The following is a 12,633-nucleotide window of genomic DNA, read 5'->3' on the forward strand; positions in this document are numbered from 1 at the left end:
GTGGTGTCAAAATGGCTTTGAAGCGGAAATCAATTATAGGGTATTTAATAGCGCTGGCAGTGGTTGTCGTTGCGGCAGTTGCGGGCGGAATCATGGCTAAGGCTGATCCGCAGACCTGGGACAGCCAAGCGGATGTCAAATGGTATGTACCAACTAATGATACCTTCAAAATTAACAATGCAAAGGAACTTGCAGGTGTTGCCAAGCTGGTCAACGAAGGCACGGGTAACGGCCTGCAAGGGAAAATCATGGAAATTACTACCAACTTGAATCTCTCTGACTATCAGTGGGTGCCGATAGGTACGGCTGAGCATCCATTCCGGGGAACATTGATCACAGAAGGCGGGTTGATGAAGAGAATATCCGGGATGAATGTAGTAGAGAATCTTTCATACCAGGGATTGGTAGGTAACATGGAGGGCGGTACTATAGGCGGCCTAATCTTTGACACAGGCTCCATCACTGTCACAGGTGTAACCTATGATGTATATGCAGGCTCCGCAGTAGGTAAAATGAGCGGCAGCAGCATCGTTTTCGATATTACCAACAATATCAGCATCAGCACTCACGCTTCTCCGTACCGCTCCTTCACGGGCGGAATTGTCGGAATGGGCGAAGGTATGATCTCTAACTCTATCAACAACGGAACCATTACAGCGCAAGGCTCAGCTGATATCGGCGGGATCCTGGGCTATGGCACATCCAGAGGCATCATCATCAAAAAAGTGGTCAATAATGGAGCAATTCTCGCACAAGGTACTGACAGTGCCGTTCTCACCGCAGGCGGGATTGCAGGTCATACTACAGGACCGCTTAGTCTGAGTGATGAAGACACTCCAATCATCAATAATGCTTCTGTCACCATCGCTGGCGGAAACCAGGTTGTGGCAGGCGGAATTGCCGGTAAAGTGGGCAATACCGTAGTATTCTCTAACATGACTACCAACAAGGGTGCAGTTACGATTAATGCACCTGCAGCAGAAGGCTCGGCAGCCGGGGCACTGGTGGGTGCGACAGGAACGGTAGTCAGTCCGGAGGTTGGGATTACGTTCGTAAATACCGCTCCGGTTGTCAATAACGGCGGGAAGAATGTATACACAGGAGGAGTTGCCGGTTACACCGTTAGCAAATTCACCTGGACACATGCTTACATCAACACGCAGCCGATTACAGCTACAGGTACACAAAATGTATTTACTGGCGGATTTGTAGGATATGCTGCAGGCGGACTGGTAACGAGCAACGCCACAGCAGCAGCGTTTGAGAATACAGCGCTTATCTCTGTTAACGGGGGAACCGCAGTATACACCGGTGGGATTGCGGGTTATGATGCCGGCGGGAATATGAGCCAGGCTTCCTCCAAAGGTGCTCTGAATGTAAAAGGTACAGCGGATGTATACACCGGCGGTATCGTAGGGTATGAAGCCGGCGGAATGATTACATCCTCAGTAACCGGCAAAACCGCAGACGATCTTCTGGCGATAACTTCAGATGGCACGACCGGGGGAATCGCCGGCTATCTGGAAGGTACCTTGAATGATTCTTCTGTTAAATATGCAACACTGCAGGTAACTTCTGCAGGCGGGGTTGCCGGCGGAATTGCCGGCAACGCGCAAGGAACCATGAACAACATCACTGCCGGAGATGCTTCCTCGGCAAGCTACAGCACGTTAATTCTGAAAGCTGTGGTGGCCGCTCCGGGAGACGGCCAGGATAACATCACGTTCGGCGGACTTGTAGGCGTGAACACTAAGCCTCTGGTTCTGACTGACGGTAAGGTTGCCCGGATCAGCTTCCTGAATGAAGCCGGCACAAGCGGATATACCATCGGCGGCGCAGCCGGTAAGCTTACTGCGGATGCGGTAATCGGCACTGTCGCCGTGCCTGCGGAAGTACAGGATTTGCTGGTTGAACTGAAGGCCGACAAGGTCAGCTTCGGCGGTGGCGCAGGGAATAACTCGGCTGCCCAGTTCAACGGACACACGAGCCGTACTGAAATCAAGGCTACAGGTGCTTCGGTAAAAGCTGGCGGAATGTTCGGTGAGAACCATTCGGCAGCAGCGGCTCCGTTCAATCATGCGGAGAATGTAGTCATCACTTCAACGGGTGCGGATAACGTGCTCGGCGGGAATACCGGTCTCAATACCGGTCAACTGGTTAATGCTACAGTTACCCAGCTGTCTATTGAGGCGAATGGTGTACGTGCTGAAGCCGGCGGGATTGCCGGACATTCGGAAGGACCGGCAGCTCCTGCTGACCGGGCGGGAATGAAGTCAGCTGTGCTGAATGTTCCCGGGTATGACCCGATGATTACGCTGACAGCCGTGGAATCCAAAGCGGGAGCAATCGTAGGGGCTGCGAAAACTACGGATATTAATAATCCGGAAGTGAACGCAGCGGATGACGCGCAGGCGTTCATTCAAGCGCAGGCAGCTAAACCGTCTGTCGGCGGCTTGGCGGGCACACTTGAGAACAGCGTTATCTACAGTGACAGCAAACTAGTGAATTTGGAAAATATGTTGATTCTGGTGGCGCCAGCCGCTACAGATGCCTATATTGGCGGTATTGTCGGCTACAATGATGCCTCCAAGCTTGACCGTCTGGTAGGTACAACGGTAAATCTGACGATTAATGCACCACGCGCTACTGCCGGGGGGGTTGCAGGGTACAATCACGGTAGTTCTTCAGGGATTATTGTGAACAGTTATATAAGTGCTCTGAATCTGAAGGCTAACGCCGGAGCGGTTTCATCTTATATCGGGGGGATTGTGGGCTTGAATGATGCCCAGACGATTGATCCTGTATTGAATCCGGCCACAGCGGTTAGTACGATTCAGAATACGCGTACACTCGGTACGGTATCCGCTGTTTCACCTACTTCAATCGTGGGCGGGATGGTCGGTGAGAACCGCACTCTGATTGCCAATAACAGCATTACTGATAAGATCACAGTAATCTCCAGAGGCAATTCTTCTATCATCGGCGGTTTGGCCGGGGTGAACACGGCAACAGGAACTCTCTATTATACGTATTCCAATGCCAACTTGACCATCGAGGGTGTAGGCACCCTGGGTGGCGGACTGGTAGGTGAGAATGCAGGGGCAGTTCTCGGCTCCTATGTAGATATCGACGTTACAGGCAATGCAACAGGAACAGCAAGCGGATCGGTCTACCTGGGCGGGCTGATCGGCAGAAACACAGCCGGTACGGTGGAGCAATCTTATACCTCCTCCAAGGTTACGGCAAACGGTGTATATACGAATGTCGGCGGTCTGGTCGGGGAACACTCCGGCGGTACCATCAAGAACTCTTATGTAGCCAAAAGTGTAGCAGCTGCCAAAGCCAATTCTTACGTTGGCGGCTTCATCGGCAGAATAACTAACGGTAAAGTGAACAATGTATACTCGGCGGCGCAAGTTACTGCTGGTTCGGGCGCTTATGCCGGCGGCTTCGCCGGACGGTATGACAATGCAAGCAAAGAGCTGCTCTACAAGTCTTATTACATTAAAGATGAAGCGCTCAACATCAACTCTGACCTGCCAGATTTCGCAGAGGGCAATCACCGCTGGCTGAATGTGCATGTGCGGCTGACTACGATCCTCTCCGAAACGCTGAAGGATAGAACGGTCTTCCCTGGCTTGTCAGGCTGGGACTTTGAAGGCGCGTGGAAATACGGCTCGCTAAACGCAGTTTACCAGTATCCTGAAGTAAACCGTGCAGCGAATACCGGTGGTGATATCGGTAATGATGTCAATGCCAATATCAACTGGTACATGAAGGATAAGGATGCTATCAGCTTCCAGATTACTACGGAAGCAGAGCTTGCCGGTCTGGCAGCGATTGTCAACGGCACGATTGCCGGTGCGGACAAATTCGACTTCACGGACAGAACGGTGACGATCATGAATCCGATCCATATCCAGTCCAAGCAGTGGGTTCCGATCGGCAACAAGGTAATCAATCCTTTTGAAGGAACCTTCGAAGGAAACAATCACTTGATCGATGGCTTAACCTTGCAGCCGGTGTACACTCATTCCGGATTGTTCGGAGTCATTGGTACGAAGGCGATCGTTCAGAATATCAATCTGGAGCCGCTCTCTGTTGCGGGCAACCAGTACACCGGAGTCCTTGCCGGGATGAACCTGGGTACAGTGAACAATGTGGACCTTAAGCTGCTTGGCGGCGTGAAGGTCAGCGGCGGAATTGTCGGGGGGATGATCGGCAGCAACTCAGGCAGTATCACCGGACTCCACCTTACGCTGGACGGCGGAAGCCGGATTGAGACGGTTGCTGACCACGGCGTTGCCGGTGGATTAATCGGTGAGAATACAGCAGATTTCACAACCGGGACTTATACCATTAAGGATATAGACGGAAGCACAGGCAGCGCTGCTGACCATGCGATTGTCGGCGGGCTTATCGGAGTCCAGACGGGTGATGTAACAGGTCTTGAGCATGAAGTGAATTCACGTTACCGGGTTTCGGCTACGGGAATGGAATCCACTGTCGGCGGACTCATTGGCCAATTCACCTCGGGCCAGGCGAAGGATATTACGCTGTCCTTCGCTGACGGAACGCTTGAAGCACGCGGACTCGGCTCGATTCTCGGCGGCATCATCGGCCAATCGGATGCCGGAAACAGCATCAGCAATATCACAGTGACAGGCTTCGGAAGCGGTGTGCAGTTGACCGCCAACGGTACTGCCGGTGGTGTTGTGGGCGTTAAAGAAGGCAAGCTGGGCGGAATGTTGGCCCGGTCCATTGACCCAGGAAACAGCTTTGACATTGAACATGCAGCAGTTGAAGGCGTGAAGCTGTCTACTGCGGGTGACAGCCTGAAGGCTGTTATCGGGGGGATTGCCGGATCGGCTGTCCATACGGCGATCCATGATGTCCGGTTCAATGCTTCTTTGCAGGCCGCAGGTGAAGCCATCACTGCCGGAGGTATCCTGGGAGAGAGTGTGAATTCTATCCTGTACCATGCGGATGCATCACCTGATCTTCAGGTTGCAGCGAAGAACGGCGATGCAGTAGTCGGCGGGATTGCCGGAATGGTCTCTGCGGATGATATCGACCAGGGCTTTGATTTCGGCAAAGCCTATCCGCTGTACAGCGGCATTTACATTGCCAAAGTTCAAAGCGGCAAGATAACGGTCACTGGAGCAGACAATAGTGCTGATCTCTATGTGGGCGGTGTGGCAGGCAAGAACGACAATGCCTCAATTTATAGTTCAGAGGTTGCTTCCGGGCTGAATGTAACCGGCGGCAACACGGTGAATGCAGGCGGAGTTGCTGGATACAGCAGCGGTATCATTGTAGATACCATCGTGAAGACCGGTCTGCATGCGGATACCAGCAGAGTGTATAATACCGGCGGGCTGGTCGGCTGGGGATCAGGCGGCGAAATTCATTACAGCAAGGTGATCGCCGGATCTGGACAAGCTTTGACGGTTGGCACAGCGTTAACACTGGGTCAATCTGTACCGGCGACACATGCCGGCGGGGTAATCGGTATGGGGGATACTGTAAAAATTACGTATACCCATACGGATATTCCGGTACAAATCACTGATACCAATCAGGACAATACCATCTATGCGGGCGGCTTTGCCGGACTTCTGGGTGATAACGGTACGCTTGCAGGACAAATTCAGAAATCCTATGCAGCAGGCAAGCAGAATGTCAGCGGCAGATTAGGCTCTTATGTCGGCGGCTTCGCAGGTTCAGTAGATCATTATTCGATTTCGGACTCTTATGCTTCCGGTGATATCAGCAATACCGGCTTCGACACACGTAGCGGCGGTTTCGCAGCAGCGGTGGAGAGAAGCGGCAGCATCAGCAATTCTTACGCATTGCAGAACAAGATTTCTACAGTCGGAGTGAAGTCTTCGACCCGTTCTTACAATGGTGGCTTTGCCGGATATAATGACGGGACTCTGACAGGCGTCTATGCCAATGTTCCGGAGATTTCCGTTAATGTAGCAGGCAATAACGTCTCTACAGGCGCACTGGTCGGCTATAACTTCCGGGACGGCAAAATTTCCGGTTCGTCGTATACGACAGGTACGCTGACGTCAGGACTGAAGGCTATAGGCCACAATGCAGGTGCGGCAGCTGGCGCTGTGAGTTCAGCAGCGGTTAATCCGCTCAGCTCAGGCACATGGATTATGGATTATGATACCTCCTTCCTGAACGATCTGACAGACGGAACAATCACGGTCCAGACTCCGCTGCAGCTCTCGGGTGCAGTCATGTTCTATAACGAGACAGGTCTGAATTATTACAAGCTGTTCAATAGAACAGCTGACGACAAACCGGAGCTGATAACCATCCTGCTTGGGGCGGACATTAATCTTGCCGGAAGCACTTGGACCGCTTTCGACAGCTTTAAGGGAGTATTTGACGGTCAAGGCCATACGATTAGCGGACTTTCACTGAATACCTCAGAGCAGCAGACAGCTGGATTCATTAAAGAAAACCACGGTCAGCTTCTGAATGTTAACTTTACCGGAGCGGAAATTTCCGGCGCAGTGAATTCCGGGATTGCTGCAGGGATCAATTACGCAGATGCAGTAATTCGCAAGGTTAACGTCAGTGGTTCTGTAGCTGGCAGTGCCACAGCAGGCGGAGCTGCAGGTGTGAATCAAGGACTCATTGAGAAGGCAGCTAATGACGGAGTTACTCTTTCGGGACAAGGCCGTAAAGGTGGAATTGCCGGACGCAACGCCGGATTGATTCACCAGGCAGTGTCCAAAGGCAATATTGATGTTACTGCCACACTGGCAACCGGCGGCATCGCCGGCGAGAACAGTGCGGAAGGCATAATTACCGAATCGATGTCCTATAGTGATATTCATGTGGCTTCAGCCCAGGCCATAGCCGGAGGAATCAGCGGTCTGAACGCGGGAGAGATCAAGAACAGCTATTCTGCCGGGACTATTTACGCAGAAGGAATGTCTACAGCATGGGCAGGCGGTATCGCCGGTCTGGCGGAGAGCGGAGCGATTACTTCTTCCCTGAATACCGGAGAAGTGAAAGCTGGAGTGAAAGGCAAAATCCTTCCGCTGCAGGCCTTCTTCGGAGGGATTGCCGGACAGAAGTCAGATCATGCAACCATCAGCCAATCCTTGTTCAACAGACAAATGCTGAAGAATAATATTGCGTTCTACAATCTGGCTGGTCAAGCAGTAGCTGGCAACAGCAGTAGTGCAATGGGGCTGCTTGGCACAGAACTGACCCGCAAGAATCTACCTGCTGGTCTGGATGCCGGAATCTGGACAGCACAGAACACATTCTATCCGGTACTTCTGGCCTTTAACGGAACAGACGAAGGAACTCTTGCTTCTGCGGCTGTAATACTGAACCCGCAGGATCTGATTAATCGTGTAGGTTCGGGATTCAGCTTGAGCGGCAGCGGAGCCCTGGTATGGAGTGCAGATCCGTCCAAGGCTGATGTGAACGGGGCTGCAGGAAGCTTGAAACAGGGGGGCAGTGCAGTACTGAAGGCAACAGCCGGAGGACAGAGCAGAAGCATTACAGTTAATGCGGCTGCACTGCAATACCCGGGCTCGGCAGTTGTACCAACTGCAACATCTGAGGATAAGAATTTCACCAGTGAAGTGAAGGTGGAACTTGCAACAGGCGAGCAGGGAGGAAGTATCTACTATACACTGGACGGTACGAATCCTACCGAAGCATCAATGCTGTACAACGGAGCTATCGTTCTTAAGAGCACTTCGACGGTTAAAGCTATCACTATTGTACCAGGCAAGGAATACAGTCCGGCTGCAACCTGGACCTGGACGCTTGTAGTACCTAATCCTGGACCTGGTTCTGGTCCAGGCTCCGGGGGTCCTGGACCTGTTGTTCCGGCTCCGAGTCCAACACCTAAGCCAGCAACCCCAGTGATTACGGCTATTGCAGGCGGATCGACAGTGAATGGAGACAGTGAAGCTCCAGTCAAAATCACCAAGAACAGCAAGCTGAAGCTTACAGCTCCAGAAGGGCAGACGATCTACTATACAACGGACGGAAGCACACCGACATTAAACAGCATGAAATACACCGGTGAGCTGTTGATTACCAAGACCATGACGATCAAAGCGACCACAGATAAGGACGATACTGTCACTACCATCGAGTATGTGGTGGAGAATGCCAAGTACAGCCTGAAGAGCAATGCTGGAGAAATTAAGTACATTGCTGCTTATCCGAATGGGTTGTTTATGCCAAATGCAGCCATTACCAGATATGAGCTGATCCAATCCCTTGCTCCGCTGCTGGATATGGAAGAGGTGAATGTAGGAAACCTGTTCAATGATGTAAGTGCAGGCAACGAGGCTTTGACCGGATTCTTCGCTTCGGCAGGAATTATTGAAGGTTATCCGGACGGCGGCTTCGGCGGAGCGAAGGGCTTGACGCGAGCCGAGTTCTCCAAGATCATGACTACAGTGCTGAAGCTGGACGTTACAGATACCGGAGTTACGAAGCAGTCGGATCTGAAGGGCCACTGGTCAGAGAATTATGTGAATGCCCTGTCCAAAGCAGGTTATGTACAAGGCTTCCCTGACGGCACATTTAAACCGGGATCACCGATTACCCGTGCTCAGGCTGTAGTGCTGATCAACCGGATTGCCGGTACGAAGAAGTTGACTGTAACAGCAGTACGCTTCAAGGATCTTCAGGCAACCCACTGGGCTTACAAAGATATCATGTCGGTTGTGCAATAATTTGTAATTCTTTTATGAAGGAGATTGGCGGATGAAATCAAAACTGCTTGCCGTAAGCCTGATCTTCTCATTGATCTCGGCAGTGCTCTTCTATTCAGGCACTACGAGCGCCGATACACCAAGTGTGTATAACGCTGAACAGAGCTACGGAATTGCGAATGAAGCCATGTTCTATCTGCGGGTACTCAAAAGTGACGGCACCGCAAGTTCCACGGGGACAGGAATTATCCTGTCTCCGGCCGGAACAGCGGCAACGGCGTATCACGTGGTCAAAGGTGCGGAGCGGATGGAAGGGGTGATGGCGGATGGTAGTATTATCAGTCCGATCAAAGTCACGAAATTCGATGAGCTTAAGGATGTGGCTGTTCTTGAATTGCCAAGTCCTGCTGCTATGAAGCAGAAGGGCAATGCGTATGCTTATCTTCCGCTGCGTAAGGACGTCCTGAAGCATGGAGAAGCTGTATTCGCACTGGGCTATCCGCTTAAGAATACAGCGATTATCACCGAGGGGATTGTCAACACGCCTGCTGCGGCGATCAATGGAAGAAGCCGGATTCTGACTTCGGCCCAGGTGGCAAGCGGGATGTCCGGAGGACCACTGCTGGATACGCATGGCCAGCTTGCCGGAATTATCTCCGGTTCGCTGCGGACCATGAACAACATTCATCTGGTTGTAAATATGGAGGATCTGCGCAGCCTGCTGCCGGCAACCTTCAAGTAGAGTTCATTTCAGAAGCAGCTCAGACAACAATGAAGGCTGCAAAATAAGAATAACAATGGCTGTCCTCTGACGTTTGGAGCAAACGGGGGACAGCACTTTTTTTAGAAGCCTGTACCGATAGACTGCGTAATTCACCCGTCCGGAAGGAGGAGGAACCCGAGTGATTAAGGCATTTCTGCTGGATATGAACCAGAAGGATCTTTATAAGCTGTCTTCCATGCTGCAGCATACAGGTAAAGTGAATGTAATTGGCATGTCAGCCTATCCCGAGAACGTCGTGGACAAAATTGTTCTGCTGCAGCCGGATGTGCTGTTTCTGGATCTTCAGCTGCCCGGCCAGCAAGGAATAATTGTAGCCGAACGGGTAAAAAAGAAGCTGCCTGATATTCAAATTGTGATTGTCACCGAGAGCAAACAGCATGCCCTATGGGCCTTCGACCAAGACATTGTGGATTATATGCTGAAGCCGCTGGAGGAGGTCCGGCTGGGCCAGTCACTCGAGCGGCTGCATAAGGGAAGCTGAAGCGCCAGACTGAATCAGGATGCCGGAAGACTCTCTCCATGTTACAATAAACGGACAAGCAGAAAGGATGGGGTGATTTTAGTTGAAGTACGATTTTAACCGTATCATTGACCGCCGCAATACCCGCTCATACAAATGGGACCAGTCCGAGAAGCTGTTCGGAGACAAGGAGATTCTTCCGCTTTGGGTCGCGGATATGGACTTTGAGAGCCCTCCTGCCGTGAAGGAAGCGATTCTGCGCCGTGTACAGGAAGGGGTGTACGGCTATAGTGTGACGAGTGACTCCTACAAGGAGGCGATTGCCGGGTGGTACCGCAGCCGTCATAACTGGGAGATTCAGAAGGAATGGATTACCGATTCCCCGGGAATTGTGACCTCGCTCAGCCTGTCCGTAGAGCTGTTCAGCCAGCCGGGAGATCAGGTGATTCTGCAGTCGCCGGTCTACTATCCTTTCTATGATGTGATCCGGATGAATGACCGCAAGGTGGCGATCAACCCGCTGAAGCTCGAAGAAGGCCATTATGTTATGGATTATATCCAGCTAGAAGAGCTGATGGCCGGCGGCGCCAAGCTGCTGCTGCTGTGCAGTCCGCATAATCCTGGCGGCAGAGTGTGGGAGCGGGAAGAGCTGCTGCGTCTTGGGGAGCTGTGCCTGCGGTATGGTGTGACGGTAATTTCGGATGAGATTCACTGCGATATGGCGATGCCGGGTTACAAGCATATCCCGTTTGCTTCCCTGTCACCGGAGCTGTCGGATATTACACTGACTACACTGGCTGCGACCAAGACCTTCAATCTGCCGGGCCTGCAAACCTCGTATATCGTAACCTCGAACCCGGAGCTGAAACGTAAATTTGACTATAAGCTCAAGGCACTCAGCCTGCATATGTCGGCATTCTTCACGCCGGAGGCGGTTGAGGCGGCTTACAATGAAGGCGGAGAATGGCTGGATGAGCTGGTGCAGCATGTCAGCGGCAATGCCGGGTATGCCATCAGCTACCTCGCAGAGCATCTGCCGCAGGTGAAGCCGATGAAGCCTGAAGCCACCTATCTGCTGTGGATCGATTGCCGGGCCCTGGGGCTGGATGCGGACGGACTTAAGAAGCTGATGTACCGTGAGGCCAAGGTGGCTTTTAATGAAGGCTCTGTCTTCGGAACGGAAGGCCAAGGCCATCTGCGTATTAATCTGGCCTGTCCGCGTTCCATTCTTGCCGAAGCGCTGGAGCGGTTCACTCAGGCTGCTGCTCCATATGTTCAGCAATAAAGGTAGCGTACCGTAAATTAGAAGCTATATTAAAACATTTACAGCGATCAAGAAATCCGCGCCCTTAGAGGTAGCGGATTTCTTGTTATACTGCTGTCTGAGAAGGTAGATGGTGTCCCACCAACCTCGCGGTGAACACTCCATTGCTGACCCTTCCCGGCATGCGCATCAACCACAACCACTTATTGAGCAGAGTGCAGAGCCGTGTTAAGATGGGCAGTACGGCTGATAGAGTAAGTATATATAGAGAGTGGGAGAGATAGAGATGAGTAGCAGCAATACAACCCGGATGGTTATTGATTGTGATACAGGAATAGACGATGCTTTGGCTATTCTATATGCCCTACGCACACCGGAAGTGGTGGTTGAGGGGATAACGACGGTGTTTGGCAATATTGATGTGAAGCAGGCGGCGGATAATACCTTGCGGCTGCTTACACTCGCAGATCCCGGATACGACATCCCGGTAGCGCTTGGAGCGTCCAAGGCACTGGTGCGCGAACTGACAGGCTTCTCAACCCATGTGCATGGGGAGAATGGGATTGGCGGCGTTGAGCTTCCCCCTTCCGGGCAAGTGCCGGTGCAGGAGACAGCGGCGGAGTTCATAGCGCGGATGGCGGATGAGAACCCGGGTGAGATTGTACTGGTAACGCTCGGACGGTTGACCAATCTGTCGCTCGCGCTGGATTTGGACCCGCAATTGACCTCCAAGCTGAAGAAGGTAGTGGTCATGGGCGGCACGGTCTTTAAGCCGGGCAATGTGACTCCGGTGGCCGAAGCGAATCTGTGGGGCGACCCCGAAGCAGCTGACCGTGTATTCACCTCTGGCCTGCCTGTGCTGATGATCGGGCTGGATGTTACACTGCAGACACGGATCACATCAGAGCATCTTGAGCTGTTGAAGCGCCATGGGCGCGAAGAGAACAAGTCCATCATAGACTTCATGGAGGAGTCACTCGAATACTATTTCAAGTTTTACCGGGAAGCCAATTATCTGATCAACAGTGCGCCGCTGCATGATCCGCTGGCCCTGATGGCCGCAGTGCAGCCAGATCTGGTGACTACGCGCCGGATGAAGGTCCGTGTGGAGCACCAGGGAGAATTCACCTCCGGTATGGTCGTGGCAGATTTGCGGCCGCAGCCCAAGGTCGGACATTTCATCGAAGTGGCGGTGGATGTAGAGGCTGAACGGGCGGTTGGTGTCTTTTTGAGCGCGTTTATGTGAATGGAGGAACCGAATTCAGCTTCAGCTACCCGTCTTTTATAGCTAGCAGACATATGAATCTCCCAATAGTTACAATCTCTTAATTTGCTATAATTACCTGGTTTGGTAAAATGGTAGGGGATGTAAGATTGAGAGATTCATAATCTATCTATAAGAGAATGGGGAATTAAT

Annotated in this window: 5 protein-coding genes; all 5 read left to right on the top strand. The window is 52.1% G+C overall.

Going from position 1 to position 12,633, the window contains the following annotated elements; translation table 11 throughout:
* Positions 1–11 precede the first annotated feature (11 nt).
* The 5 genes from R50912_RS11295 (at position 12) to R50912_RS11315 (ending at position 12,462) form a co-directional block, all read left to right on the top strand.
* Complete coding sequence (locus R50912_RS11295) at positions 12–8,729, top strand: chitobiase/beta-hexosaminidase C-terminal domain-containing protein (RefSeq protein WP_042234867.1); 8,718 nt, start codon at positions 12–14, stop codon at positions 8,727–8,729.
* 31 nt (positions 8,730–8,760) lie between these two features.
* Positions 8,761–9,450: a S1 family peptidase gene (locus R50912_RS11300; protein WP_042234869.1), complete on the top strand. Its 690-nt coding sequence runs from the start codon at positions 8,761–8,763 to the stop codon at positions 9,448–9,450.
* 160 nt (positions 9,451–9,610) lie between these two features.
* A complete protein-coding gene (locus R50912_RS11305; RefSeq protein WP_052416226.1) occupies positions 9,611–9,973 on the top strand; it encodes a LytR/AlgR family response regulator transcription factor in 363 nt (120 codons plus the stop codon).
* 82 nt (positions 9,974–10,055) lie between these two features.
* A complete protein-coding gene (locus R50912_RS11310) occupies positions 10,056–11,237 on the top strand; it encodes a MalY/PatB family protein (RefSeq protein ID WP_042234870.1) in 1,182 nt (393 codons plus the stop codon).
* 265 nt (positions 11,238–11,502) lie between these two features.
* On the top strand, positions 11,503–12,462 hold the full coding sequence (locus tag R50912_RS11315) for a nucleoside hydrolase (protein ID WP_042234872.1): 960 nt from the start codon (positions 11,503–11,505) through the stop codon (positions 12,460–12,462).
* The last annotated feature ends 171 nt before the right edge of the window (positions 12,463–12,633 follow it).

The organism is Paenibacillus sp. FSL R5-0912 (assembly GCF_000758605.1).
Taxonomy (GTDB): domain Bacteria; phylum Bacillota; class Bacilli; order Paenibacillales; family Paenibacillaceae; genus Paenibacillus_AQ.